General features: G+C 65.1%; 28 protein-coding genes. 11 read left to right on the forward strand and 17 right to left on the reverse strand.

Annotation, left to right across the window (positions count from 1 at the left end; all coding sequences use genetic code 11):
• Positions 1 to 46: 46 nt before the first annotated feature.
• Positions 47 to 1,429 (reverse strand): pitrilysin family protein, encoded by a 1,383-nt coding sequence (locus RMO23_RS01810; RefSeq protein ID WP_309678389.1) that lies wholly within the window; start codon positions 1,427 to 1,429, stop codon positions 47 to 49.
• A gap of 13 nt (positions 1,430 to 1,442) precedes the next feature.
• Entirely contained in the window at positions 1,443 to 2,975 is a 1,533-nt protein-coding gene (locus tag RMO23_RS01815; protein WP_405041549.1) for a M16 family metallopeptidase, read from the reverse strand.
• A gap of 28 nt (positions 2,976 to 3,003) precedes the next feature.
• On the opposite strand from RMO23_RS01815, the gene ftsY reads away from it, so the two are divergent.
• The 6 genes from ftsY (at position 3,004) to rpoH (ending at position 8,318) form a co-directional block, all read left to right on the forward strand.
• The gene (ftsY, locus tag RMO23_RS01820) at positions 3,004 to 4,161 is read left to right on the forward strand and encodes a signal recognition particle-docking protein FtsY (protein WP_309678390.1); all 1,158 of its coding nucleotides are present in this window, start codon (positions 3,004 to 3,006) and stop codon (positions 4,159 to 4,161) included.
• A 104-nt stretch (positions 4,162 to 4,265) separates the two neighbouring features.
• The gene (locus RMO23_RS01825; RefSeq protein WP_309678391.1) at positions 4,266 to 4,733 is read left to right on the forward strand and encodes an Mpo1-like protein; all 468 of its coding nucleotides are present in this window, start codon (positions 4,266 to 4,268) and stop codon (positions 4,731 to 4,733) included.
• Between the two features lie 85 nt (positions 4,734 to 4,818).
• Positions 4,819 to 5,148, forward strand: coding sequence for a hypothetical protein (locus RMO23_RS01830; RefSeq protein WP_309678392.1), 330 nt, complete (start codon positions 4,819 to 4,821; stop codon positions 5,146 to 5,148).
• Between the two features lie 118 nt (positions 5,149 to 5,266).
• Positions 5,267 to 6,031 (forward strand): FCD domain-containing protein, encoded by a 765-nt coding sequence (locus RMO23_RS01835; RefSeq protein ID WP_309678393.1) that lies wholly within the window; start codon positions 5,267 to 5,269, stop codon positions 6,029 to 6,031.
• A gap of 38 nt (positions 6,032 to 6,069) precedes the next feature.
• Complete coding sequence (locus tag RMO23_RS01840) at positions 6,070 to 7,041, forward strand: tripartite tricarboxylate transporter substrate binding protein (protein ID WP_309678394.1); 972 nt, start codon at positions 6,070 to 6,072, stop codon at positions 7,039 to 7,041.
• A 335-nt stretch (positions 7,042 to 7,376) separates the two neighbouring features.
• Complete coding sequence (gene rpoH / locus RMO23_RS01845) at positions 7,377 to 8,318, forward strand: RNA polymerase sigma factor RpoH (protein ID WP_309678395.1); 942 nt, start codon at positions 7,377 to 7,379, stop codon at positions 8,316 to 8,318.
• A gap of 92 nt (positions 8,319 to 8,410) precedes the next feature.
• Here the strand turns inward: rpoH and RMO23_RS01850 are convergent, their stop codons facing one another.
• The 5 genes from RMO23_RS01850 to RMO23_RS01870 all read right to left on the reverse strand — a co-directional run bounded on the left by RMO23_RS01850 (position 8,411) and on the right by RMO23_RS01870 (position 12,903).
• Entirely contained in the window at positions 8,411 to 9,034 is a 624-nt protein-coding gene (locus RMO23_RS01850) for an SCO family protein (RefSeq protein WP_309678396.1), read from the reverse strand.
• A complete protein-coding gene (gene cyoE, locus RMO23_RS01855) occupies positions 9,031 to 9,948 on the reverse strand; it encodes a heme o synthase (RefSeq protein ID WP_309678397.1) in 918 nt (305 codons plus the stop codon). Before cyoE ends, RMO23_RS01850 begins: the two co-directional genes overlap by 4 nt.
• Complete coding sequence (locus RMO23_RS01860; protein WP_309678398.1) at positions 9,945 to 11,177, reverse strand: COX15/CtaA family protein; 1,233 nt, start codon at positions 11,175 to 11,177, stop codon at positions 9,945 to 9,947. Before RMO23_RS01860 ends, cyoE begins: the two co-directional genes overlap by 4 nt.
• Before the next feature lie 211 nt (positions 11,178 to 11,388).
• Positions 11,389 to 12,066: a hypothetical protein gene (locus RMO23_RS01865; RefSeq protein WP_309678415.1), complete on the reverse strand. Its 678-nt coding sequence runs from the start codon at positions 12,064 to 12,066 to the stop codon at positions 11,389 to 11,391.
• Positions 12,067 to 12,168: 102 nt separating this feature from the next.
• Positions 12,169 to 12,903, reverse strand: coding sequence for an SURF1 family protein (locus RMO23_RS01870; RefSeq protein WP_309678399.1), 735 nt, complete (start codon positions 12,901 to 12,903; stop codon positions 12,169 to 12,171).
• Between the two features lie 18 nt (positions 12,904 to 12,921).
• Between RMO23_RS01870 and RMO23_RS01875 the strand changes: the two genes are divergently transcribed.
• A complete protein-coding gene (locus tag RMO23_RS01875; protein WP_309678400.1) occupies positions 12,922 to 13,143 on the forward strand; it encodes a twin transmembrane helix small protein in 222 nt (73 codons plus the stop codon).
• Between the two features lie 99 nt (positions 13,144 to 13,242).
• Here the strand turns inward: RMO23_RS01875 and RMO23_RS01880 are convergent, their stop codons facing one another.
• From RMO23_RS01880 to RMO23_RS01915, 8 genes are all read right to left on the reverse strand, one after another.
• Positions 13,243 to 14,124 (reverse strand): cytochrome c oxidase subunit 3, encoded by an 882-nt coding sequence (locus RMO23_RS01880; RefSeq protein ID WP_309678401.1) that lies wholly within the window; start codon positions 14,122 to 14,124, stop codon positions 13,243 to 13,245.
• A gap of 81 nt (positions 14,125 to 14,205) precedes the next feature.
• Positions 14,206 to 14,406, reverse strand: a complete 201-nt coding sequence (locus RMO23_RS01885) for a DUF2970 domain-containing protein (protein WP_309678402.1) — start codon at positions 14,404 to 14,406, stop codon at positions 14,206 to 14,208.
• A 2-nt stretch (positions 14,407 to 14,408) separates the two neighbouring features.
• Positions 14,409 to 15,032, reverse strand: a complete 624-nt coding sequence (locus tag RMO23_RS01890; protein ID WP_309678403.1) for a cytochrome c oxidase assembly protein — start codon at positions 15,030 to 15,032, stop codon at positions 14,409 to 14,411.
• Positions 15,033 to 15,060: 28 nt separating this feature from the next.
• On the reverse strand, positions 15,061 to 15,171 hold the full coding sequence (locus tag RMO23_RS01895; protein ID WP_309678404.1) for a cytochrome oxidase small assembly protein: 111 nt from the start codon (positions 15,169 to 15,171) through the stop codon (positions 15,061 to 15,063).
• A gap of 16 nt (positions 15,172 to 15,187) precedes the next feature.
• Positions 15,188 to 16,825, reverse strand: a complete 1,638-nt coding sequence (gene ctaD, locus RMO23_RS01900) for a cytochrome c oxidase subunit I (protein WP_309678405.1) — start codon at positions 16,823 to 16,825, stop codon at positions 15,188 to 15,190.
• Between the two features lie 115 nt (positions 16,826 to 16,940).
• Positions 16,941 to 18,116 (reverse strand): cytochrome c oxidase subunit II, encoded by a 1,176-nt coding sequence (gene coxB, locus RMO23_RS01905; protein WP_309678416.1) that lies wholly within the window; start codon positions 18,114 to 18,116, stop codon positions 16,941 to 16,943.
• A gap of 137 nt (positions 18,117 to 18,253) precedes the next feature.
• Positions 18,254 to 18,769, reverse strand: coding sequence for a DUF2244 domain-containing protein (locus RMO23_RS01910; RefSeq protein ID WP_309678406.1), 516 nt, complete (start codon positions 18,767 to 18,769; stop codon positions 18,254 to 18,256).
• A gap of 169 nt (positions 18,770 to 18,938) precedes the next feature.
• Positions 18,939 to 19,841, reverse strand: a complete 903-nt coding sequence (locus tag RMO23_RS01915) for a biotin synthase (protein ID WP_309678407.1) — start codon at positions 19,839 to 19,841, stop codon at positions 18,939 to 18,941.
• A gap of 76 nt (positions 19,842 to 19,917) precedes the next feature.
• Between RMO23_RS01915 and RMO23_RS01920 the strand changes: the two genes are divergently transcribed.
• On the forward strand, positions 19,918 to 20,694 hold the full coding sequence (locus RMO23_RS01920; RefSeq protein WP_309678408.1) for a ComF family protein: 777 nt from the start codon (positions 19,918 to 19,920) through the stop codon (positions 20,692 to 20,694).
• A gap of 11 nt (positions 20,695 to 20,705) precedes the next feature.
• Positions 20,706 to 21,191: a tRNA (cytidine(34)-2'-O)-methyltransferase gene (locus RMO23_RS01925; RefSeq protein WP_309678409.1), complete on the forward strand. Its 486-nt coding sequence runs from the start codon at positions 20,706 to 20,708 to the stop codon at positions 21,189 to 21,191.
• Here the strand turns inward: RMO23_RS01925 and RMO23_RS01930 are convergent.
• Together RMO23_RS01930 and RMO23_RS01935 are read right to left on the reverse strand one after the other, a co-directional pair.
• Positions 21,182 to 21,637, reverse strand: a complete 456-nt coding sequence (locus RMO23_RS01930) for a MaoC family dehydratase (protein WP_309678410.1) — start codon at positions 21,635 to 21,637, stop codon at positions 21,182 to 21,184. The genes RMO23_RS01925 and RMO23_RS01930 overlap by 10 nt on opposite strands.
• A 63-nt stretch (positions 21,638 to 21,700) precedes the next feature.
• The gene (locus RMO23_RS01935; protein WP_309678411.1) at positions 21,701 to 22,318 is read right to left on the reverse strand and encodes a ParA family protein; all 618 of its coding nucleotides are present in this window, start codon (positions 22,316 to 22,318) and stop codon (positions 21,701 to 21,703) included.
• Between the two features lie 78 nt (positions 22,319 to 22,396).
• Here RMO23_RS01935 and RMO23_RS01940 point away from each other — a divergent pair, with 78 nt between their 5' ends.
• Together RMO23_RS01940 and RMO23_RS01945 are read left to right on the forward strand one after the other, a co-directional pair.
• Positions 22,397 to 23,089: an NAD(P)H-dependent oxidoreductase gene (locus tag RMO23_RS01940; RefSeq protein ID WP_309678412.1), complete on the forward strand. Its 693-nt coding sequence runs from the start codon at positions 22,397 to 22,399 to the stop codon at positions 23,087 to 23,089.
• A partial coding sequence (locus RMO23_RS01945) for a monovalent cation:proton antiporter-2 (CPA2) family protein (RefSeq protein WP_309678413.1) occupies positions 23,090 to 24,112 on the forward strand: 1,023 nt, incomplete at its 3' end.

Here is a 24,112-nt window from a genome sequence, read left to right on the forward strand (position 1 = left end):
TCAGTTGCTTTGTCAGTCATTGCTTGCTCGGCCCGGGCGCGGTACTTCATGGCGCGGCCCCCAGAATCACGGTGACCATTTTCTCAGGCTGCAGCTTGCGCGCAAACGCGGCCTTGATGTCGGCCACGGTGACGCGGTTGACCTGCTGGGTCCAGGTGTCGAGGTAGTCCAGCGGCAGCTGGTTCCAGGCGATGCCGGCGACGTTGTCGAGCAGCTTGCGGTTGCTGTCGATGCGCAGCGCAAAACCGCCGACAAGATTGTCCTTGGCGGCCTTCAGCTCGGCCTCGGTCGGGCCGTTGGCGACAAAGTCCTTGACCAACTGGCGCACCAGCTCGACCGACTGCGCGGCCTGGTCGGGCCGGGTCTGCAGGCTCACGGTAAAGCTGCCGGCATGCAGGCCGGGCGAAAACGAGCTGGACACGCCATAGGTCAGGCCGCGCTTTTCGCGCACCTCGCTTGACAGGCGCGACACAAAACCGCCGCCGCCCAGAATGTAGTTGCCCACCGTCAGCGCGAAATAGTCGGGGTCGCTGCGCTTGAAGCCGGGCTGGCCGATCAGCACCTGAGCCTGGGCGGCGTCAAAGGGAATACGCTTTTCCAGCGGCGCGGCCAGCGGCGCGACCTCGGCCACGGCCGGCAGCGGCGGCAGGCCGGCGCAGGCGACTTGCGGCAGGCGCGCCAGCAGGCGTGCGGCCAGGGCGTCGGCCTGCTGACGCGTGACCGCGCCAACCAGGCTGATGCGGGCGCGGCAGGCCACCACGCTGGCCGCGTGCAGGGCGCGCAGGTCGGCCACGCCGATGCGCGCCAGGCTGTCGGCCGTGGTCTCGTAGCCATAGGGGTGGCTGCCGTACACCGCCTGGGCATAGGCCCGGCCGGCCACATTGCCAGGCCGGGTGTAGGACTCTTTGAGCGCCGCCTGCACCCGCTGGCGTTCGCGCTGCCAGACGGCCTCGGGAAACGCGGGCTCGGCGATCTCGCGCGCGGCCAGCGCCACGGCCTGGTCGAGCAGCGCCGGGTCGGTCAGCGAGCGCAGCGAAAAGCCCAGGCGGTCGGAGCCGGCGCTGGCGCCAAACTGCGCGCCCAGGTCGGCCCAGGCTTCACTTAAAGTGTTTTCATCCAGGGCCGGCGCGCCATCCGTGGCCCGCACACCCTTGTCGAGCATGCCGGCCATCATGCTGGCCAGGCCGGCCTGGCCGGGCGGGTCGCGCCGGCTGCCGGCGTCAAAGTCGATCTGCACATCAAGCATGGCAATGGCCGGGCTTTCGACCAGATAGACCTGGGCGCCGCTGGCCTGGGTCCAGTGCTGCACCGGAATGGCGGCCAGCGCCAGCCCCTGTGAAAACGCCAAAAAGATGCCAATAATGCCTGTAGCCCAGGTATTACGTGCGCATGTAGCTATGTTTTTAATAGCAAAATTCAGGGCAGTCATCGAATCATCCGGTTCATGGCGGGGCTTGGTGCCGGCTGGCGGCGGGCGCGGCAGCCGGCGCGCGGGCCGGCGGCTTGCTGCCGAGCGCCTGCGGCAGCAAGGTGGCCCGCGTCATCTGCTCGTCGCCAAAGTATTTGGCGGCCACCGCCTGCACCTCGGCGCTGCTGATGCTGCGCAGGCGGGCAATCAGCCGCGCGCCGGCGTCCAGCGGCAGGCCCTGCACCCAGTTGGAGCCGAGCTCGCGCGCCTGGCTGAAGACCGAGTCGAGCTTGTAGGTTTCGCTGGCCACCCACTGGGTTTTGACGCGGTTGAGTTCGGCCTCGCTGACGCCTTCGCGCGCAATGACGGCCACCTGCTGGCGCAGGGCCTCGGCCACCTGCGCGGTGGTCTTGCCGTCGGCCGGCACGCCGTCGAGCGAGAACAGCTGCGGCCCGCAGCCCATCAGCCCGTTGGAGGCGCCGGCACTGTCGGCCAGCCGGCCTTCGCCCTGCACCAGCGCGCGCTCCAGCCGGGCGCCGCTGTAGCCGTCGAGCACGGCGGCCAGCACCGTCAGCGCCAGCGCATCGCGGCTGGCGGCGGCCGTGGCCGACGGCGCGGCGCCGCTGACCGGGTCCAGCAGGTCGGCCGGCTCCAGCCGGGGCACCTTGAAGGCCATGTTGACATAGGCCTGGCTGGCCGGGGCCTTGAACTCCAGGCTGCGCGGGCCGGCCTGCTCGGGTTCGCTGCGTGGCTTGCGCACGGGCACGGGCCTGGCCTTGATCGGTCCATAGTATTTTTCGGCCAGCCTTTTGACCTCGGCCACCTCGACGTCGCCGGCCACCACCACGGCGGCATTGCCCGGCACATACCAGCGCTGGTAGAAGTCCCGCACGTCGGCCGGCGTCATGGCGTCGAGGTCGCTCATCCAGCCCACAATGGGGCGGCGGTACGGCGAGGCCATGAAGGTCACGGCATTGGACTGCTCGTACAGCATGGCGCGCGGCGACTCTTCGGTACGCAGGCGGCGCTCTTCCTTCACCACCTCGATCTCGCGCCTGAACTCCTCGTCGGGCCACTGGCTATGGGCAAAGCGATCGGCCTCAAGCCGCATCACGTCTTCCAGCTTGCCGGCCGGAATCTGCTGGTAGTAGCCGGTGTTGTCGCGGCTGGTAAAGGCGTTGTCACGCCCGCCCAGCGCCGCCACCCGCCTGGAAAAATCACCTGGTTTGACCGTGGGCGTGCCCTTGAACATCATGTGCTCCAGCGCATGGGCCACGCCCGAGCTGCCGTCCACTTCGTCCATCGCGCCCACGCGCACCCACAGCATGTGCGCCACGGTGGGTGCGCGGTGGTCGGGTTTGACAATCACGGTGAGGCCGTTGGCCAGCGTGAACTGGCGCACGGGCGCGGCGGCGGCAGGTAGTGGCGCCTGCGCCTGCGCCAGCGCCGCGCCGCCAAACAGCACGGCAGGCGCCAGCAATGTAAAGACAGGACGAATCAGGCGCTGCAAGAAAGGAAGGGGAAGGGGTAATGAAGGCGTCAAAAGGGCGGGCCCGGGCTGTTTCATAGAATAGTGGACTCCACAAGCATACCCAATGTTCAGTTTTTTCAAGAAAAAATCCCCTCCTCCCGCTCCCGCTGCGGCGCCTTCTCCGGTGCCATCTTCGGCGCCCGCAGCCGCGCCGCCCCTGCCTGCGGCGCCCCTGCCTGCGGCGCCCCCCTCACCCCCAGCGCCTGACCGGCCGGCCACCGGCGGCTCGCTGATCGGCACGGCGCTGGTCACGCCGATCGCGATTCCGGAGCCCGGCGCCGTCGCGCCGGAACGCCAGCGCTGGCTCGGCAAGCTGCAGGCCGGCCTGCGCAAGACCGGCGCCAGCATTTCCACCGTGTTCACCGGCAGCCGCATCGACGACGCGCTGTACGAAGACCTGGAAACCGCGCTGCTGATGGCCGACACCGGCGTCAAGGCGACCGAACACCTGCTCATCGAGGTCAAGCGCCGGGTCAAGGACGGCGGCATGACGCACCCGGTGGCGGTCAAGAACGCGCTGATCGAGGCGATCGCGCAATTGCTCAAGCCGCTCGAAAAAGCGCTGGTCATTGGCCAGTTTCAGCCCACGGTGATCATGGTGACAGGCGTCAACGGCGCCGGCAAAACCACTTCCATCGGCAAGCTGACGGCGCACCTGGCCAACGAGGGCGCCTCGGTGCTGCTGGCGGCGGCCGACACCTTTCGCGCGGCGGCGCGCGAGCAGCTCAGCATCTGGGCCGACCGCAACACGGTCGAGATCATCAGCCAGGAGGGCGGCGATCCGGCTGCCGTGAGCTTTGATGCCGTCAGCGCCGGCAAGGCGCGCGGCAAGGACGTGGTGCTGGTCGACACCGCCGGCCGGCTGCCGACGCAGCTGCACCTGATGGAAGAGCTGCGCAAGATCAAGCGCGTGGTGCAAAAGGCCGACGCAACGGCTCCGCACGAAGTACTTTTGGTGATTGACGGCAACACCGGGCAAAACGCGCTGGCCCAGGTCAAGGCCTTTGACGAGGCGCTGCAGCTGACCGGCCTGATCGTGACCAAGCTCGACGGCACGGCCAAGGGCGGCGTGCTGGCCGCGATTGCGCTGTGGGCGCGCGAGCGCCAGCAGGCCGCGCCCGCGCTGCGCCCGGTGCCGGTTTACTTTATTGGCGTGGGCGAAAAACTCGAAGACCTGGAAACCTTTGACGCGCGCGAATTTGCCCAGGCGCTGCTGGCCTGACTGGACTGAGCCGGCGGCCCAAGGGAAACACCCGAGGCGCCGGCCCTTGCGCAAACCAGCGGGCGGATTAAAGTCAGTTCAGACCCGCCAACCGGAGACGCCTCATGAGCACCGCCAGCAAAACCGCTACCGTCATCCCGACCCAGCCGCGCCGGGTGGACCAGTTGCTGGCCCACTACGGCGAGAGCCACCAGAACCCGCGCAACGAGCTGATTCATTTCATCGCGATTCCGCTCATCATGCTGAGCCTGGTGGGCATGCTGTTTGCGCTGCACCCCTATGTGGCCTATGCCTTTGTCGCGGCCAGCATGGTGTACTACGCCCGGCTGTCGCTGGTGTTTTTACTCGCCATGGCGCTGCTGTCGCTGCTGGCCCTGGCGCTGGTGCGGGCCATGGGGCCGCAGGTGCTGCCGATATCGCTGGCCATTTTTGTCGGCGCCTGGGTGATGCAGTTCATCGGCCACAAGATAGAAGGCAAAAAGCCCTCGTTTTTCGAGGATTTGCAATACCTGTGGGTCGGCCCGCTGTTTGTGCTGGCCAGGCTGTTTGGCAAGCTGGGCATTCGCTGGTGAACTGCGCAGGTCGCCAGGGGGCTTGAAAGCGCGTACTTCGCCTCCAGTTTTCAGCCTTCAACCCGCCGGATCAAGGATTTTCCACGTGCCCAACCCCCTCAGCCGCTTCGTCAGCCGGTTTTTGCGTTTTGCCCTGAAAGGGGTGCTGGGCCTGCTCGCCGCCGTGTTCGCGCTCAGCCTGCTGGCGGCGGCGCTGGTCGTCATTGCCTTGAGCCTGCTCAAGTCCCTGTTGACCGGCCGCAAACCCGCGCCCGCCATGGTGTTTGGCCGCTTCCGGCCGTTTTCGCCGCCGGCCATGTGGCCTGGCGGTCCGCGCACTGACGCTGCAGCGGCTTCTGCCCGCACCGTCGACATCGTGGACGTTGAGGTGCGCGAGGTGCGGGACGCCAGCCACGCTGGCCGGCACCTGCCCTGACCACCGCCCGGTGAGCCTTCTTGCCGCCGCACTTTCTGCCCGGCGTTTACCCTGACTACTTAGCGCTTCGTCATTCAATCGTTTGCGGATACGATGGTTAAAACCCTTCGTTGCCACCATGTTCCCCTGGCTCACCGAAACCCCTGCGGACCACCTGAATGCCGTGCAAGCCGCGGCGTCAACCAAGTGGGCGCGCGGTGACGTGCTGGCGCTGATACTTGACGGCACACTCGAACCGGGCGCACCGATTGCCGAAGCCGAGGTTGCCAGCCGGCTCCAGGTGCCGCTCGGCTCCGTTCAGCAGGCCTTGCGCGAGCTGCAGGACTCCGGCCTGCTGGTGCCGCGCAAGCCGGCCGGATTCGCGGTGCGCCAGCTCAAGGCCGGCGAAGTCCGCGACCTCTACCAGATGCGCGGGCTGCTGGACGGCTTTGCGGGCCGCTGCGCGGCCCTGCTGGGCCTGGGCCCGCGCGCCGCGCTGCTGACAGAACTGGCGGCCGCCATCGACGCCATGTTTGCGGCGGCGAGCCGCAACGACCTGCAGGCCTATTTTGGCGAAAACCTGCGCTTTCACTGGGCGATTGTGCAGGCAACGGGCAACCAGTTGCTGTGCGACACCTACCGCGAGGTCGTGCAGAAAGCCGCCCTGATCCGGCTCAAAAACCTGTCGCAGGATCTGGGCATGCTGGCCTCCATCGCCGAGCATGTCGAGATTGCCCAGGCGGTGCGCGATACCGACGCGGTGCGTTGCGAGGCCCTGCTGGTGCGCCATGCCGATGATGCCTACGCGCGCTTTGTGCGCGCCAGGCCCGCCCGCCCCCGCGGCAGCCGCAGCCAGCCCCCGGCCCGGGCAAAGACCCAGAAACTGGTCAAAACCAGCGCCTGATCCGGTCGCCGTTCACCGAGCGAACTGGAGCCCCCCGCATGAAACGCCGCATTTTGCTCCAGGCCGCGCCGGCTCTGCTGTGCGCGCCCCGGCTTGCGCGGGCGCAAGCGGCCTACCCGGCCAGGCCGATTCGCTACATCGTGCCGGTGGTGCCGGGCGGCGGTGGCGACATGGTGGCCCGTACCCTGGCCGAGTGCTGGGCCGGCCTGCTGGGGCAGCCGTTGGTGGTGGACAACATGGGCGGCGGCGGCGGCGTGCTGGGCTGCCAGGCCGCCGTGCGCGCCGCGCCCGACGGCTATACGCTGATGCAGGCCTATGTCACAACCCACGGCACCGGCCCGGCGGCCCGCCGCGTGCCCTACGACCCGATTCACGATTTCAGCCCGATTGGCATGATTGGCACCACCCCCAACGTGCTGGTGGTGAACAAGGAGTTGCCGGTGACCACGCTGCGCGAATTCATCGCCTACCTGCGCGAGAACCAGGGGCGGGCCAGCTATGGCTCGGCCGGACAGGGCTCGCTGACCCACCTGTCGATGGAACTGTTCAAGCAGCAGACCGGCACCTTCATGCTGCACATTCCCTACCGCGGCGCGGCACCGGCCTTTGTCGACCTGGCGGCGGGGCACACCCAGGCGATGTTTCCGGGGCTGGTGGCGGGCCTGCCGCATATCCAGTCGGGCCGGTTGCGGCCGCTGGCGATCACCGGCCTGGCCCGGCACCCGCTGCTCCAGGACTTGCCCACGCTGGAGGAATCCGGTTTCAAGGGCTTTGATGCCCAGCAGTGGTATGGCGTGGTCGGGCCGGCCGGCCTGCCGGCGCCCATCATCCGGAAAATCAATGAAAGCCTGGCCGCCGTACTCGCGCTGCCGGAATTGCGGGAAAAGTTTTCTTCCGAAGCGATCGAGCCGGTCGCGATGTCGCCGGATCAATTCGGCGCCTACATCAAAACCGGGCTGGCGCGCTGGAGCCGGCTGGTCAGGGAGCGGCGCCTGACACTGGATGGCTAGCATCCATATTTAAGGGCCAAAAAAGGCCGCCAGCCCAATCACAACGCGTGCATACAGCTATCAAATAAATAGCACCCAGAGGCGGTCGAAGGGTGGTGAAGCTGGCCCATCCGGATCCGCCAGCGCCCCGGCCGGGCTCTTTACACAAGCGAAACCAAGCTGGCTGAACCAAAAGCCGGAAAACGCTATCTGAACCAAAGCAAGGGTTTTTACTGATTAGCCTTGGGCTATGGGTGACATTGAACCTATTGCTTAGCACTCTATCCAACGGAGTGCTAATATTTAAGCCCCGAAAAAGGAGTTTTGCCTTGTCATTTGCTCTTTCCCCCCATGCCATGACCGCTGCCCTGGCCCTGCCCGCTTCCCGGGCCGGCGCGGTGGCGGCCGTCAATCCGTGGTCGCTGGTGCCCCCGCTGGGCAACCTGGACGCCTATATCTCCGCCGTCAACCGCCTGCCCATGCTGACGCTGGAGCAGGAGCAGGAGTTTTCCCGCAATCTCAAGAACAACAACGACCTGGAGTCGGCCGGCAAGCTGGTGCTCTCTCACTTGCGGCTGGTGGTGTCGATTTCGCGCAAATACCTGGGCTATGGCCTGCCGCATGGCGACCTGATCCAGGAGGGCAACATCGGCCTGATGAAGGCCGTCAAGCGCTTTGACCCCGACCAGAACGTGCGCCTGGTGAGCTATGCCATGCACTGGATCAAGGCCGAGATTCACGAGTACATCCTGAAAAACTGGCGCATGGTCAAGGTGGCGACCACCAAGGCGCAGCGCAAGCTGTTTTTCAACCTGCGCTCGATGAAACAGGGTTTCAAGGACGACGCCGACGTGGCCACGCACCGCGACACCCTGACCGACGGCCAGATTGACTCGATGGCCAAAACGCTGAATGTCAAGCGCGAGGAAGTCATCGAGATGGAGCAGCGCATGTCGGGCGGCGACGTGCTGCTGGATCCGAGCCCGAGCGACGATGGCGAAGACGCGTTTGGCCCGATTGCCTACCTGGCCGACGCGACGCAGGAGCCGACCGCGCTGATGGAGTCGCGCCAGCGCGACCTCCTGGCCAGCGACGGCATCAGCGCCGCGCTGCAGGAGCTGGACGCCCGTTCGCGCCGCATCGTGGAAGAGCGCTGGCTCAAGGTCAATGACGACGGATCGGGCGGCATGACCTTGCACGACCTGGCGGCCGAATACAGCGTGAGCGCCGAGCGCATTCGCCAGATCGAGGTGGCGGCCATGAAGAAGATGAAGAAGGTGCTGGCGGCTTACGCCTGAGCCGCCCAAGCCTGACCGGTTTCATACCCGTCAAAAAGGCCTGTCCCCGACGCAATTGCCGGGGCAGGCCTTTTTCTTGGGGCAAATGCGGCTCAGCTGTTTTTCATCAGCAGGCGAATGTCCGAGGCCAGCGCCTCATTGCCGCCGCCGTAGCGGTTGTAAAGCCGAATGCGGCCCTTGCCGTCAAAAATATAGCTGCCGGCCGAATGGTCCATGCTGTAGCTGCCGGGCGTCTTGCCCTCGACCTTTTTGTAATAGACCTTGAAGTTTTTGGCGACTTCGGGCAACTCGGCCAGGGTGGGGCGCAGCGCCAGGAAGGTCGGGTCGAAATTGGCCATGTAGGCCTTGAGCAGCTCGGGCGTGTCGCGTTCCGGGTCGACCGAAATGAAGACTACCTGCAGTTTGTCGCCATCCGGCCCCAGCAGTTGCTTGACCTGGGCCAGCTCGGCCATGGAGCTGGGGCAAAAATCCGGGCACTGGGTAAAACCAAAAAACACCACCACCACCTTGCCGGCAAAGTCCTTGAGGCTGCGCTGCTGGCCGTTGTGGTCGGCCAGCGTGAAGCCCTGCGCATAGTCGGCGCCCGTCAGGTCTATGCTCTTGAACTGCGGCTTGGCTTCAGAACAGGCCGAAAAAATGGCCATGGCCCCGGCAGACAGGGCGGAGCAAGCTATCAATTTAATAGCGCCTCGTTTGTTGAGAGAAAGCATGTTCATACCAGGTAATGGTCCAGCAGCAGTGCGGCAAACAGCACCGAGAGATGAATCAGGGAAAACCGGAAGGTCTTGCGCGCCAGCGCGTCGGAATAATTGCGCCACAAGCGCCAGGCGTGCCAGCTAAACCCGGCGCTGAGCGCCACCGCCGCCAGCAGGTAGAGCCAGCCGCTCATCCGGAAGATAAACGGCATCAGGCAGGCTGCAAACAGCACCAGGGTGTACAAAAACACCTGCAGCCGCGTGAACTCGTTGCCGTGGGTGACGGGCAGCATGGGCAGTCCCGCCTTGCGGTAGTCCTCGACCCGGTACAGGGCCAGCGCCCAGAAGTGCGGCGGGGTCCAGAGAAAAATAATCAGAAACAAAATCAGCGCTTCGGGGCCGACCGAGCCGGTCATGGCGGCCCAGCCCAGCACCGGCGGCATGGCGCCCGAGGCACCGCCAATCACGATGTTTTGCGGCGTGAGCGGCTTCAGGATCACGGTGTACACCACCGCGTAACCGACAAAGGTGGCAAAGGTCAGCCACATGGTCAGCGGGTTGACCCAGACATACAAAATCCAGCAGCCCAGCGCGCACAGGCCGCCCGAAAACGCCAGCGTGAGCGGATTGCTGAGCTCGCCCTTGGCCGTGGGGCGCCAGGCGGTGCGCCGCATCTTGGCATCGATCCGCTGCTCGACCAGGCAGTTGAAGGCGGCCGCGGCCCCCGCCACCAGCCAGATGCCGGCACAGGCAATCGCGGCCAGCTTCAGCTCGGGCCAGCCGGGCACGCCGGGCACCGCCAGCACCATGCCGATCAGCGCGCAAAACACAATGAGCTGCACCACGCGCGGCTTGGTCAGCGCATAAAACTGCGCCCATTTTGCATGCGCGGACGCGGCGGGCGCAGGGAGGACGGAAGGATCGGAGGGGTTCATGCGGACAATCTCGAAGCACTCAATTTTGACGGACTCCGCGTATTAAACGCGTTGCGGCTGGAAAAAACGATACCTGTGAGCACGATCACCAGTCCGGCCGCACCGCCGGTGTGGGAAACCGCCGCCGCCAGCGGCCAGCCCAGCACCACATTGCCCAGCCCGGTGGCGGCCTGCAGCAGGGCCAGGCCGGCCAGCCAGCGTGCCGAGGTGCGCAGCGCCGGCACCCGGTACAGGCTGGCCGCCAGCGCCAGCAGCGCCGCAAACACGGCATAGGCCCCGAGGCGGTGCACATAGTGAATGGCCGTCAGCGCCTGAAAACTGATGTTGGCCCCGTCATGGCCCGCGCCCAGCGCGCGCCACAGGGTAAAGCCCTGGCTGAAATCCATGGCCGGCCAGAGCGAATTCTGGCAGGCCGGAAAGTCGGTGCAGGCCAGCACCGCGTAGTTGGTGCTGACCCAGCCGCCCAGCGCAATCTGCAGCCACAGCAGCGCAAAGGTCAGCAGCACAAAGCCCCTGAGCGCAGCCGGCAGCGCCAGCGGCGACTGCCCGCCCCGCGTCTGGGCATGGCGCACTGCCTGCGCCTTGAGCAGTGCCAGCAGCACCAGGCCACCGAGCAGGTGCAGGGTCACGATCGCCGGAAACAATTTCATGGTGACGGTGAGGGCGCCGAAGGCGCCTTGCAGGCAGACCCACAGCAGGGTCACGGTGGGCCACCACGGTGAAATATAGCCCCCAGGCTTTTGACTTCGTGTGCCTGCGGCGTTACGCTGCCCCTTTTCCGATGCCAAGGGGCTGTCCGACCTAGGGGCCGCCCGTCGGCGCTCGCGCCAGCTGGCAACGGCGAGTGTCAGGATCAGCACGCCGACGCCAGTGGCCAGGTAGCGGTGCACCATTTCGATCCAGGCCTTGGAATGCGTGACCGGTCCGGTCGGCATGGCAGTCTGGGCGGCGTCTATATGCAGCTGCGCGCCTAGCGGGCTGGCGTTGCCGTAGCAGCCGGGCCAGTCGGGGCAGCCCAGGCCGGAATCGGTGAGCCGGGTAAAGGCACCAAAAATCACCAGGTCAAAGGTCAGAAACAGGGTCAGCAGGGTCAGCACCTGCAGGCGCCGGGCGGCGGACGCCCTGGCGTGGCGCAGCCAGACCCAGGCCAGCGGCCCGAGCGCCAGCACCAGGCCCATCAGCATCAGGCGCAGCGCCGGGCTCAGGTCGTAAAGGTTTTGCGCGTCCATGACTAATGAGTGCCGCAGCCAGCAAGGCCTCGGAGGTATCGACACCAGCAGGGGCCGCCGAACCGGCTTCGCCGGGCCACAAGCGCAGCAGCCGTCCGCGAAGGCGTTTCAGCCAAACCGGGGCCGCGGGACTGGCTCCGCCAGACCGCAGGCGCAACGGCCCCCCCGGGGGGCAGCGCAGTACGCGAAGCGACAAGCGTGGGGGTCATATCTACCGGCCTTCTTTGTCCCAGCCGGCGGAGGCGCGCAGCAGGCGGTCCAGGTCGCGCTTGGCCTTGGCGGCGGCCGCCGCGTCCATGTTGGCCGGAAAACGCATCATCCAGTTGCCCAGCGGGTCGACCAGATAGAGGTGGTCCTGCAGGCGCTGGCCGGCGGCGGGTTCCAGCCATTGCGCCAGGGCGCCAGGGGCCAGGCGCAACACGGTCGATGCCGCCAGTGCAGGCTGCAGGGCCTCGGATACCGCTGCGTCGTCGTTGACCAGCCAGACCCGGTCCAGCCGCTCTTTTTCCTTGCCCAGGGCCTCGCGCAGCTGGCGCTGGAAATACAGGTTGCTCTCGCAGCGCGCATCGCAGGCACCGCCGGCCACGCTGAGCAGCAGCCACTGGCCCCTGAGCGCGCTCAGCTCGCCGCTGCGGCCGTCCAGCGTCTGCGTGGCCAGCGCCGGCAAGGGCCGTTGCGGGTCGACCAGCTCGCCAAAGTTGCGGCGCCCCTCGGGCCGGATCACGTAGTAGGTGACATAGGAGGCGATGACCGGCGCGGCGCACACCAGCAGCACGGCCAGCAGTTTCCAGCGGCCGGCGACGGTGCTGGGCTTGCGGGCGCTGGACCGGTCCAGCGCGGGCATGGCATGCACGGTCAGGCCCAGCGGCTGGTCTTGCGCGGGCGGCATCGCTGCGCCGCTGCGCAGGGAACTGGTCGGGGAGTTGTCGTGGGTCACAGCAATCGATCGCGGCGTCTAGTCGCCTGGGTTAGGTGTTAACGGTTAAAGGGTTCACCTGGCGCGCCCTTTGCCGCGCAGGGGAAGAATCAGTTGAAACCAGAGATACAGCCCCAGCACCAGCGCGCACAGGGCAAACCACTGCACCGCATAGCCATAGTGCTTGTCCAGCCCCAGATTGGGTGCGGGCCAGTCACGCAGCAGGCCGTCGCCAGGCGCGCCGGTTTGCAGCAGCGTGCCATTGAACAGGGGCAAACCGGTCTCGGCACCGAAGGCAGCCAGGTCCAGATTTTGCCGGATACGCCCGGTGTCCGGGCCCTTGAATTCGTAAAGCTTGGATGGCGGCGGGGCAATACGGCCCTGCACCGTGACCAGCCCGGCGGGCGTGGCGACCTCGGGCAGGCGGCTGCGGTCGATGAAGTCGCGCGCCACCCAGCCGCGCTGCACCAGGATCACCCGCGAACTGTCCTGCAGCGCCAGCGGCGTCAGCACCCAGAAGCCGGTCTTGCCGTTCATGGCGCGGTTGTCCAGGTAGACGGTCTGCGCGGCCAGCCAGACACCCTGCACGGCGGCCGGTCGGTGCATCTCGTCTGCTATGTTTTTTATAGCTGCAAGCGCTCTTGAATCAAGGGCTGGGAGCGATTTTTGTGATTCAATCGCGGCCTGCAGCGCCTCCTTCTGGGCGGCGCGGCGCAGTTGCCACTGCCCCAGCGACAGCGTGGCCCCGGCCACCAGCACGGTCGCCAGCGTGAGCAGCCAGAAGCGCCGGCTACGGAAAGAGGCGCTCATGGACGGATAATCCCGCTCATGACCTACCTCGTTGCACTCGCATTTATCGCCATCATCGCCAGTCTGGCCTCCGCGCTGTTTTTCATGCTCAGGGACGGCACCGAGGGCAAGCGCAAAACCAGCAACATGGCACGCGCGCTGGCGTTTCGTGTCGGGTTTTCGGTGCTGCTGTTTGTCTGCATTCTGATTGCGTGGAAGCTCGGTTACATCGCGCCAACCGGGATTCCGGCCGGCAGGTAAGAAAGTCACTGGCGAAGGCTGCATGCCAAAAAATAACAAGGGCCGCATGAAGCGGCCCTTTTGCATGGCTGACTGCCGGCGGGCAGATCAGCCCGAAAATCACATCCAGTAAACGAGGACGTACAGGCCCAGCCAGACCACGTCCACAAAGTGCCAGTACCAGGCCGCGCCCTCGAAGCCGAAATGCTTGTCTGCCGTGAAATGGCCTTTTTGCAGGCGCAGCGTGATGAACAGCAGCATCAGCATGCCGACAAACACGTGAAAGCCGTGAAAGCCGGTCAGCATGTAAAAGGTCGAGCCATAAACACCCGAGGTGAGCTTCAGGTTGAGGTCAGCGTAGGCGTGGGCGTATTCATAGCCCTGCACGGACAGGAAGGTGATGCCCAGCAAGACCGTGATCCACATGAAGGCGATGGTGCGGCCGCGATGGTTTTCGCGCAGCGCGTGGTGGGCAATCGTCAGCGTCACGCCCGAGCTCAGCAGCAGCGCGGTGTTGATGGTGGGCAGCCAGAATGGCGTCATGGTGGTGAACGGCTCGATGATGTCGGCCGGCGATGCCGTCACGCCGGCAGCCAGGCTGGGCCAGACCGCCTTGAAATCGGGCCACAGCAGCGCATTGTCCAGGCTGCCCAGGGCCGGCACGGAATGCACGCGGGCCCACCAGAGTGCGGTGAAGAAGGCGCCGAAGAACATCACCTCGGAGAAAATGAACCAGCTCATGCTCCAGCGGAACGACAGGTCGATCTTGCGGCCGTAGAGGCCGCCTTCGCTTTCCGCAATCGATTCACGAAACCACTGAAACAGGGTTCCGAGCCACCAGACCATGCCGAGGGCCAGCGACCAGGCGCCCCAACCCGCACCATTGATCCACTGGCTGGCGCCCAGAATGACAAAAAACAGGCCAATGGCCGCCATCACCGGATGCCGCGAGGGGGCGGGTACGAAGTAGTAAGGGGTTGCCCCGTGGGTTGCTGATGACATCGCTCGACTCCTGTTTCTCTCGAATTTTCAACTAACTATTTTCTGACTTAAACCGTGCTGTGCTGATGCGCCCGGACGTTCCTAGCGTGCAACCCAGTTCACCAGCAGCACCAGGGCTGCCACAAATACAAAAACCCCGACCAGGCCCACCGCGATGAGGTGCAGCGGGCTCAAATTCTTGATGTCCTCTTCATAGTCGCCGCGCGCGCGCAGGCCGACAAAAGACCAGGCCACCGCCTTGGTGGTACGCCAGAGGGATTTCTTCGGCGCTTCGGCGGCCATGCTCAAGCCCCCGCCGGCTTGCCGGCCGTCAGGGCCGGGCTGGCCACAGCGGCCTTGCTCGTGCCAGGTGCGGCAGGCGTCTTGCCACCGACTTCAAAAAAGGTGTACGACAGCGTGATCGTGGTCACATCCCTGGACAGCTTGGGGTCGATGACGAAGGCCACCGGCCACTGTTTTTTCTCGCCGGGCGCCAGCGTGTACTGGCTGAAGCAAAAACACTCCAGCTTGTTGAAATGCGCGCCGGCCTGAGCCGGTGCATAGCTGGGAATCGCCTGCGCCGACATGGTGCGGTTCTGTACGTTCTGAAACTCGTAGACCACCGTCGTCAACTCGCCGGGGTGAACCTGCAGCATGCTGTGGGCCGGCTTGAAGTGCCAGGGGCCACGCGAATTGGCGTCAAATTCCACCGTGATGGTGCGGCTCAAATCCACCTGGGTGTTGGCAGGCAGTTTGGGCGTGGCGCCCGGAATCTGCCGGTCACCGAGCGCCAGCACGTTGATGCCGGTCATCTCGCAAATCGCCCGGTAAATCGGCACCAGCGCATAGCCGAAGGCAAACATGCCGAGCACGATCACGCCCAGCTTGCCGACCATTCTGAAATTTTCGCGCTTGAGCCTTGTCAACATACTGCCAATACCGCCTGGGGGTGCCGTGTCAGTGGGTCAAAAAAATCATTTTTGCCATGAAGCCGGCAAAAAAGACGAGTGCCACCGATGCCAGGATCAGCGCCAGCCGCCGGTTGTTTTTCTTTTGGTCGGGTGTCATCGCCAGGTATCCGGGTTCAGCCAATCACGCGGGTTGCCGTGGCATCCAGCTTGGGCGGTGTTTCAAAGGTGTGAAAAGGTGCGGGCGACGGGACTTCCCACTCCAGGCCTTCCGCGCCCTTGCCGCCTTCATCGACCCAGGGGTTCTGCTTGGCGGCAACGCCCTTGCCGCGCATCGTGGGCACCACGATGAACAGGAAGAAGTAGACCTGCGCAAAGCCGAAGAAGAAGGCGCCCACGCTGGCAATCGCGTTGAAGTCGGCAAACTGCATCGGGTAGTCGGCATAGCGGCGCGGCATGCCGGCCAGACCCAGGAAGTGCATCGGGAAAAAGGTCACGTTGAACGAAATCAGCGACCACCAGAAGTGGATCTTGCCGCGGCTTTCGTTGTACATCACGCCGGTCCACTTCGGGCTCCAGTAGTAAAAACCGGCGAACATGGCGTACAGGGAGCCTGCCACCAGCACGTAGTGAAAATGGGCCACCACGTAGTAGGTGTCCTGCAACTGGGTGTCGATCGGCGCGACCGCCAGGATCACACCCGTCAGGCCGCCAATGGTGAACACGAAAATGAAACCCACGGCAAACAGCATCGGGGTTTCAAACGTCATGGAGCCGCGCCACATGGTGGCAATCCAGTTGAACACCTTCACGCCGGTGGGCACCGCGATCAGCATGGTCGAGTACATGAAAAACAGCTGGCCCGTGATCGGCATGCCGGTGGTGAACATGTGGTGCGCCCACACGACAAAGCTCAGGATGGCGATGGAGCCGGTGGCATACACCATGGAGGCGTAGCCGAACAGGCGCTTGCGCGAAAACGCGGGAATGATCTGGCTGATGATGCCGAAGGCCGGCAGGATCATGATGTAGACCTCGGGGTGGCCGAAGAACCAGAAAATATGCTGGTACATCACCGGGTCGCCGCCGCCGGCGGGGTTGAAGAAGCTGGTGCCAAAGTGGCGGTCGGTCAGCGTCATGGTGATGGCGCCGGCCAGCACCGGCATCACGGCGATCAGCAGGTAGGCGGTAATCAGCCAGGTCCAGCAGAACATCGGCATTTTCATCAGCGTCATGCCGGGCGCGCGCATGTTCAGGATGGTCACGATGATGTTGATCGAGCCCATGATGGACGAAGCGCCCAGGATGTGCATCGCAAAAATACCGGCGTCCATGGACGGACCCATCTGCAGGGTGAGCGGCGCATACAGCGTCCAGCCCGCAGCAGGCGCGCCGCCAGGCATGAAGAAAGAACCCGTCAGCATCAGGCCGGCCGGAATCATCAGCCAGAAGCTGAAGTTGTTCATGCGGGCAAACGCCATGTCGGCCGCGCCAATCTGCAGCGGAATCATCCAGTTGGCAAAGCCGACGAAGGCCGGCATGATGGCGCCAAACACCATGATCAGGCCGTGCATGGTGGTGAGCTGGTTGAACAGCTCGGGGTTGACCAGTTGCAGGCCGGGCTGAAACAGTTCGGCCCGGATCAGCAGGGCCAGCACACCGCCAAACATCAACATGAAAAAGCTGAACAGCAGGTACAGCGTGCCAATGTCCTTGTGGTTGGTGGCAAACACCCAGCGCCGCCAGCCCGTCGGGGCATGGTGGTCATGGTCATCATGCGCGTGATGATCGTGATGGTCTAGAACTGCACTCATCTTGGCTTCCTTTGGTGGCTTCTTTTACCGGCTTGCGCCGGTAGCTTTATCTTTAGCGCTGACGCCTGGCCCGGCCGTCAGCCTGTCAATCTTGGTGTGTGGATTCGCGTGCTGCTTATTTGCGCGCAGTCAGCACTTCGGCGGGCTGGACAATCTGGCCAGTCTGGTTCGACCAGTTGTTTTTGGTGTAGCTGACCACGGCCGCGAGATCGGTGTCGCTCAGCGCCTTCCATGACGGCATGGCACCGCCGGCAGCGCCGTTGAGCACGATCTGGATTTGCTTGTTGTGGTCCGCATCGAGCACGATGGCCGAGCCATCCAGCGGCTTGATCGGGCCGGCGCCCTTGCCATTGGCCTGGTGGCAGGCGGCGCAATTGGCCGCATACACCTTTTCGCCACGGGCCTTGAGGTCGACCAGGGTCCAGACCTTGGCCGGATCGTCGGCCTTGGCGGCGGCTTCCTTGACCTTGACGCCCACCCATTTGCTGTAGTCCTCGGCGGAAACCACCTTGACGTGGATCGGCATGTAAGCGTGCTCCTTGCCGCAGAGCTCCTGGCACTGGCCGTAGTAGTCGCCGATTTTTTCGGCGCGGAACCAGGTGTCGCGCACAAAGCCCGGAATCGCATCCTGCTTGATGCCGAAGGCCGGCACGGCGAAAGCATGGATCACATCACTGGCGGTGGTGATGATGCGAACCTTTTTGTTGACCGGCACCACCATCGGGTTGTCGACCTTGAGCAGGTAGTTGTCGGGTGCCTCACCGGCCTTGGGGCCGCCGTGGTCGGACATCTCACGGTGGGTATTGTCGAGCGTGGAGACAAAACCGATGCCTTCGCCCTCGCCCTTGATGTAGTCGTAACCCCATTTCCACTGGATGCCGGTGGCCTTGATGGTGAGGTCGGCGCTGGTGGTGTCTTTCTGGGCCACCAGCACCTTGGTGGCCGGCAGGGCCATGCCGATGACGATCACGAAAGGCACGATGGTCCAGGCGATTTCAACGGTGGTGGACTCGTGGAAATTGGCTGCCTTGTGGCCCACCGACTTGCGGTGCTTCCAGATGGAATAGAACATCACCGCGAACACCGCCACAAAAATCACCAGGCTGATCGCCATCATGAACCAGTGCAGCCAGTGCTGCTCTTCGGCGATTTTGGTGACTGCGGGGTGCAGGTTGAGCTGATTGACGGCGGGGCCACCGGGCAAGTCATTGACGGCGTAAGCGGCGGTACTGAGCCAGGCGGCCGCAGATCCCAAAATTGCGCCCGCATGCCGCGCGCCAAGCCGTGTCATTTTGCTCATGGTGTTGCTTACGTTCATCGTGATCACTTTTATTGCTTCCATTACTCGTCGACTTAACTCTTCGACCGACCCGCCGAATCCATCGCCGAGCTACCCACCGAACCTGCCAGCCGAATTCAACCGGCCGATTATAAAGACAGCGCCGGCCCGCCCCGCAGCGCCCAGCGAATCTCGCGCGCCAGCGCAGGCCGCAGCTCGGGCCGCACATGCCGCCCCACCCGCACCGACCGGCCCTGGCCAGACACCTCGATCAAGGAGCCGTCGCCGTCCTCGGGCTCGATCCGGACCCACTCCCGGTTGAACACGGCTCGTTGCCGGCGGCCCGCCGTTTCCAGTTCAACCACCAGTTGCCCGCCCTGCAGGACGATTTTCTCCAGGTCGCCCGCATGCCGCGCGTACACCAGAAAGGCTGCCCCCACGGCCAGCAATTCGAGCCAGGCAAACGGCATCACCAGTGTGGCCCCCTGCAGCCAGAAAAATCCGGCAACCGACAGCGACACCACGCACAGCGACACGTAAAACCAGCCCAGCTGGGCCGGCGTGACGGAACAGTGACGCTTGAGAAGCCATTGCACAGCGCCATGGCTGTGGCCGCCCTGCGCGGGCAGCGTGGCAAAACGAAACGCTGGCGTTGGCTGCACCATGTGGCAAGCCTCAAAAAACTGCTGCGGCTACCGCGTTGATTGCTCCGCAATCGCAGCATGGGGCTGGGGAACATACCCAAAAATTCAAGCTCGAATTGTAGCCGGGTTTACCCCGCCAACGCGGCGGGAACGCCCTGCCCGCGAAGGCGCCGCAGGCTCGCCTCGCGCGTCAGGACGGCGGCCGCTGGCCCTGCAGCATGCTGCGCAGGTCGGCAACCGACACGGCGCTGAGCGTGCTGACCCTGACCTTGGGCGGCGCCTTCAGGGCATGGCCGTAAATGACTTCGAAGGTGAGCGACAGCCGGCCGTCGGCGGCCCGTGGCAAATGGTCAGCCAGCGCCTGCTCCAGCCGCGTTTTCCAGGCCCGGCCGCGCAGCGCGGGAAAGCGCGCCGGATGGAAATTGCGGCCCAGGTCGGCCAGTTCCTGCAGCAGCCGCGCCGGGGTGTCAAAGGTCAGGGTGATGCGCTCCATGTCCATCACCGGTTCGGCAAAGCCGGTTTGCACCAGCATGTCGCCCCAGTCATGCATGTCGGTCAGCTCGTGGCCGGCCGGCGGCCAGCCGAGTTGCGCATACAGTTCGCGCAATTCGCGCGCCGTGTCGGGCCCGAGGCAGGAAAACATCAAGAACCCGTTGACCCGCAGCGCCTGATGCCACGCGGCCAGCAAGGCCTGCGGGTCGGCCGACTCATGCAGCGCCATGTTGGCCCACAGCATGTCGACGCCGGCCGGCGGCGGCGCCTCGAACCGGACTGGAGCCGCCCGCCACTGGCTCGGGTTCCACCACGGTTTTGCTATATTTTTGATAGCTTCTTGCGCCCGTTCTGCCTGGGCTTCAACCACAAAACAGACAGAATCCGGGTAATTTTTCTGGAGCTGGGCCTGCGCCTGCAAGCCGCCGCGCAGGGCGCCCCAATGCGCCCAGGCCCGGGGTTTGAGCTTGATCCACTGCAGCCTGTCCTGCATGCGGCGCGCCACCTCTTCGTGCAGCCAGGGTGAGGCCAGCGGCGCCATGCGCTGCCAGCGGCTGACGGCAATCGGATCAAGCGTGGGGGGGCGCTGGGTGGGGGTCATCGGGAAGGGGCAAGCAGGAAAAGGAAGAAGAAGAAGAGACGCGGGGGTGGGCGGGGTACGCGAGTATATTGGCACGGTGTTCACCCGCCTGCTTGCCCCCCGTTTGATGCCCCGCTGGCCGCAGGCCCGGTTGCCCGGCCTGGTCAGCCAGTGCGCCGTCTGCCGCAGCTGGCCGGCGCATCAGGTGTGCGCACCCTGCGTGGCGCGGTTTGCCGCGCCGCCGCGCCGCTGCGTCCGGTGTGCGCTGGCGCTTCCCGCCGACTTGTCGCTCGGTCTGCGCAGCGGTCCCGACCTCTGCGCCGCCTGCGTGCGCCAGCCGCCGCCGCTGGACGGCGCGCTGGCCACCCTGCCCTATGCCTACCCCTGGTCAACGCTGATTGCCGGCTACAAATTTGGCGAACAACCGGGCTGGGCCGCCTTTTTTGCCCATTTGATGCTGCGGACACCCGGCCTGCCGCAACTGCTGGGCGACCTGCAAACCAGTGACTGGGTGCTGCCGATGCCGCTGTCGGAGCAGCGCCTGCAAAGCCGCGGATTCAACCAGGCCTGGGAACTGGCGAGCGCGCTGGCCGCGCAATCGGGCACGGCGGCCGGCACCGACGCCCGGCTGCTGCTGCGGGTGAAAAACACCCGGCCGCAAAGCCAGCTCAGCCGCCAGGCGCGGCTGGCCAATGTCAAGGGCGCTTTTCTGGTGGACCCGCTGCGGCAGGGCGAACTGGACGGTCGCAGCGTGGTGCTGGTGGATGATGTGATGACCAGCGGCGCGTCGATTTTCACGGCGGCGCAGGCCCTGCGCGACGCGGGCGCGGCGCATGTCACGGCCGTGCTGCTGGCTCGAACCGCGCAAGCCTAAAATTTGCCGCCATGTTCAATATCGTCCTGGTCGAACCCGAAATCCCGCCCAATACCGGCAATGTGATCCGCCTGGCGGCCAACACCGGCTGCCGCCTGCATCTGGTGGAGCCGCTGGGCTTTTCGATGGAAGACAAGCAGATGCGGCGCGCCGGGCTGGACTACCACGAGTACGCCCAGGTGCTGCGCCACGCCAGCTGGCAGGCGCTGCTGGCGGGCGAGAACCCCGTGCTGAACAGGATGTTTGCGATGACCACGCAAGGCGCCGGCGGCCTCTATGACACGCGCTTTCAGCCCGGCGACTGGCTGGTGTTTGGCGCCGAAACGCGCGGCCTGGCGCCCGAGCTGAGGGAGTCGTTTCCGGCGGCGCAACGCCTGAAGGTGCCGATGCAGCCGGGCCAGCGCAGCCTCAATCTGTCCAACACCGTGGCCGTGACGGTGTTCGAGGCCTGGCGCCAGAACGGCTTTGCGGGCGCGATGATTCAGGCTCAGGGGTAGCGCCGCACCAGCGATTCGGCCACGCAGACCGGCTTGGCCGCGCCCTCGCGCTCCACCGTCACGCGCCAGGTCATCTGCACACCCTCGTTGTCAATCGGCTCGGTCGCCAGCAAGGTCATGCGGGCGCGCAGCCGGCTGCCCACCGGCACCGGCGCGGTGAAGCGCACCTTGTTCAGGCCGTAATTCACGCCCAGGCGGGAGCCGGTGATCTCGAACGAGGACTCAAAAAATTGGGGGATCAGCGACAAGGTCAGAAAGCCGTGCGCAATCGGCCCGCCGAACGGACCGGCGCGGGCTTTGTCCGGGTCCACATGAATCCACTGGTGGTCGCCGGTGGCCTCGGCAAACAGGTTGACCTGCTGCTGCGTGATGCTGATCCAGTCACTGACGGCGACTTCCTGGCCGGTGCAGGCGGCCAGTTCGGCGATGGTTTGAAAAGTTTTCATGCGTCGACTTTAGCCCGGCGCGGCCAGCCGGCTTGTCGAATCAGCGACAAGCCCGGTTCCAGGTCAGGCGTTCAACCACTGGCAAATGCCCTGCCACTGCTCCAGATCCTTTTCAACCCGGCCCGGCGCCACGTCAAACAGCGTCAGGCCGCGCGCCGCCAGGTGGATGTAGTTTTGCGTGTCGCGCACATAGCCCAGCACCGGCAGGCCCAGGCTGTCGACAAACTGGCGCAGCTTGTCGGCCGCTATCGTGCGCGAATCGACCCGCATGCCGACAATGCCGACCCGCAGCTTGCCGGCGCGGCGCTGCTCGGCCAGTTCGTCCAGAAAGGCGCGGGTGGCAAAAATATCGAACACGCTGGGCTGCAGTGGCACGATGATCTTGTCGGCCAGCTTGACGACGTCCTTGAAGCGCCAGCCATGCAGGCCGGCGGGCGTGTCCAGCACCACATGGGTGGTGCCGCGCGGCGGCTTCACAATCAGGTCGGCGCTGACGTTCCAGGTGCTGATCGGCCGCGCCGGCGGCGGGCGCAAGCCCAGCCACAGCCTGGAGGACTGCTGCCGGTCGGCATCGCCCAACATGACGGCATGGCCCTGGCTGGCGAAGTAGCCGGCCACATGGGTGGCCAGCGTCGTCTTGCCGACGCCCCCCTTCGGATTGGCGATCACAACCACGGGCATGCGAAGCTCCTTGCGCTGCGGGTAATTTACTGTTCGAGCCGGATTTTCCGCTATGGTAACGGCATGGACACAGGCCGCATGACCGCAGATACCCCCCCTTTCCGGCCCGCCGGCCCTGACATTTACGTGATTGCCGCCCACCCCGCCTGGCGCGAGTCACGCGTCAACCGCCCGCTGATGCAGGCCGCGCAAGAGCTGGCGCGGGTGCAGCTGCAGGACCTGTATTCAAGCTACCCCGACTACGCGATTGACGTGGCGCGCGAGCAAAGCGCGCTGGCCAGGGCGCAGCTGGTGGTGCTGCTGCACCCGATTCAGTGGTACTCCATGCCGGCGCTGCAAAAGCTCTGGCTCGACGAGGTGCTGACCTACGGCTGGGCCTATGGCCAGGGTGAAAACGAAGGCGAAGGCCGGAGCGCCTCCGGCCGGGCGCTGCAGGGCAAGGATTTATGGCTGGTGGCCAGCACCGGCGGGCCGGAGGAGTCCTACCACCCGCAGGGCTACAACCGCTATTTTTTTGATGCTTTTCTGCCGCCCTACGAGCAGACCGCGGCGCTGTGCGGCATGCGTTTCCTGCCGCCGCTGCTGCTGCACGGCGCACGCAGCGCGGGCAAGGAGGCGGTCGTCCGGCATGCCGGCATCTTCCGCCAGCGCCTGCAAAGCTACCCCGACTGGCCCGAGCTGGAGGATCTGGCGCAATGCCCGGCCTGCGTGGTGCCGATGAAGGACCGGCCGGTTGAACACCAGGACTCAGCAACTGCGGGAGCGAAATAAATGGAGCACGCACCCGCCTGGCTGACCAACAGTTTCATTTACCTTTCAGCCGCCGTCGTGGCGGTACCGCTGGCCAAAAAGCTGGGCCTGGGCTCCATCATTGGCTACCTGGCCGCCGGCATCGGCATTGGGCCGTGGGGCCTGGGCCTGGTCACCAATGTGCAGGACATTCTTCACTTTGCCGAGTTTGGCGTGGTCCTGATGCTGTTTCTGGTCGGCCTGGAGCTGGAGCCGCAGCGGCTGTGGAACCTGCGCCGGCCGATTTTTGGCTGGGGCAGCGCCCAGGTGCTGGGCTGCGCGGCTCTCCTGACCGGCGTCGCCATGCTGTTTGGCCTGGGCTGGCAGACGGCGCTGGTGGCCGGTCTCGGCCTGGCGCTGTCGTCCACCGCCATCGCCCTGCAAACCCTGGGCGAGCGCCACCTGCTGCCCACGTCCAGCGGCCAGGCCGGGTTTTCGATTCTGCTGTTTCAGGACGTGGCGGCGATACCGATTCTGGCGCTGCTGCCGCTGCTGGCCGGCGTTTCCGAGTCAAATGAGGCGCTAGCCCAATCAAATCGTGCACTTGAAGCTATTAAAATCATAGCAGTGATAGGCGGCATCATTCTCGGTGGCCGGCTGCTGCTGCGCCCGCTGCTGCGCTGGATTGCCAACAGCGGCACGCCCGAAATCTTCACCGCCGCCTCGCTGCTGCTGGTGGTGGGTATAGCGGCGCTGATGCAGTTTGTGGGCCTGTCGATGGCTCTGGGTGCATTTTTAGCCGGCGTCCTGCTGGCTGAAAGCGAGTACCGGCGCGAGCTCGAAACCGATATAGAGCCCTTCAAGGGCCTGCTTCTGGGCCTGTTTTTTATTGCTGTGGGCATGAGCATTGACTTTGGCGTGCTGCTCAAGTCGCCCGGCTTGATGGCCGCAATTTTGTTTGGCTTTCTGGGAATCAAGCTGGCCGTCATTTACGGCCTGGCACGCGCCATGAAGCTGCCGTATCAAGAGCGCCCGGTGTTCACTGTGTTGCTGGCCCAAGGTGGT

It is taken from the genome of Polaromonas sp., assembly GCF_031411155.1.
GTDB lineage: Bacteria > Pseudomonadota > Gammaproteobacteria > Burkholderiales > Burkholderiaceae_C > Polaromonas.